Here is a 1,469-nt window from a genome sequence, read left to right as displayed (position 1 = left end):
TGACGCGCCGCCTTCGCGAGCAGGCTCGCTCCCACAGGAGATGTTTGTGAGGGCTGGCATTTATGGCTGTTCCCAGCTCCTGAGTACCGCTCCGCAATACAGCCCCGACAGGGTCTTCATCACCTGGATCACTTCGTGACTGGCCAGGCCGTAGAAAATGTATTTGCCTTCGCGGCGGGTCGCGACCAGGCCTTCATCGCGCAAGATGCCCAGTTGTTGGGACAGCGTCGGCTGGCGTACGCCGGTCATTTTTTCCAGCTCGCCGACGTTGCGTTCGCCCTGGGTCAGTTGACAGAGAATCAACAGACGATCCTCATTGGCCAGGGCTTTGAGCAAGGCGCAGGCTTTGGACGCCGAGGCGCGCAGTTGGGCGACTTCACATTCGGTCAGACTGGATTGCATTTGCACGAGGCCTTGAAGGTCACTTAAGCTGCGAACATTATGTTTTTACATAAAGTGTTGCAACCCGAAATTCCCCAGCACAGGTTTTCGCCATGCCCGCCCTGATTGAAGCGTTCCTCGACCCCGCCTCCTCGACCTACAGCTACGTGGTCTATGAAGCCGACGGCGGCCAGTGCGCGATCGTCGACCCGGTGCTTGACTACGATGGCGCTGCCGGGCGCACCGGCACGGCGCAGGCGGACAAGATCATCGCTTTCGTGCGTGCGCACCGGCTGCAAGTGCAATGGCTGCTGGAAACCCACGCCCACGCCGATCACCTGTCTGCCGCGCCGTACCTGCGTCGTGAACTGGGCGGCAAGATCGCCATCGGCGAATCGATCAGCAAAGTGCAGAATGTGTTCAAGGCGCTGTTCAATCTGGAGCCGGAATTTTGCGTCGATGGCTCGCAGTTCGATCACCTGTTCGCGCCGAACGAGTCGTTCATGATCGGCAATCTCAAGGCCACCGCCCTGCACGTCCCCGGCCATACGCCAGCGGACATGGCGTACCTGATCGACGGCGAGCAGATCCTGGTGGGTGACACGCTGTTCATGCCCGATGTCGGCACCGCGCGCTGTGATTTCCCTGGCGGCAATGCGCAGCAATTGTTCAAGTCGATCCAGAAGCTGCTGGCGTTTCCCGCCAGCGTGAAGCTTTACGTCTGCCACGATTACCCGCCCGAGGGCCGCGCCTCACAGTGCCAGACCACTGTCGGCGAACAGCGCAAAAGCAATATTCATGTGCATGACGGGATCGATGAAGCGGCGTTCGTGGAGATGCGCACGACACGTGACGCTGGGTTAGGCATGCCGACGTTGCTGCTGCCGGCGATTCAGGTGAACGTGCGGGCGGGGAATATGCCGGCGCCTGAGGACAACGGCGTGGTTTACCTGAAGATCCCGCTCAACAAACTTTGACGGTTCGGCAACGCAGCCTCCAGCAGCGCCAACTGATCGTTCCCACGCTCCGCGTGGGAATGCATCCCGTGACGCTCTGCGTCACTTCTTGAGGCGGAACGCGGAGCGTCC

At 60.5% G+C, this 1,469-nt stretch carries 2 protein-coding genes; one reads left to right on the top strand and one right to left on the bottom strand.

The window, feature by feature from the left end; translation table 11 throughout:
- Positions 1-60: 60 nt before the first annotated feature.
- Complete coding sequence (locus F8N49_RS27675; protein ID WP_151553303.1) at positions 61-402, bottom strand: helix-turn-helix transcriptional regulator; 342 nt, start codon at positions 400-402, stop codon at positions 61-63.
- A 92-nt stretch (positions 403-494) separates the two neighbouring features.
- On the opposite strand from F8N49_RS27675, the gene F8N49_RS27670 reads away from it, so the two are divergent.
- Entirely contained in the window at positions 495-1,358 is an 864-nt protein-coding gene (locus F8N49_RS27670) for an MBL fold metallo-hydrolase (RefSeq protein ID WP_151553302.1), read from the top strand.
- Positions 1,359-1,469: the final 111 nt, after the last annotated feature.

The sequence above is a fragment of the Pseudomonas sp. GXM4 genome, from assembly GCF_008923895.1.
GTDB classification, from domain to species: Bacteria; Pseudomonadota; Gammaproteobacteria; order Pseudomonadales; family Pseudomonadaceae; genus Aquipseudomonas; species Aquipseudomonas atacamensis.
This window is presented reverse-complemented; position numbering and strand designations above follow the sequence as displayed.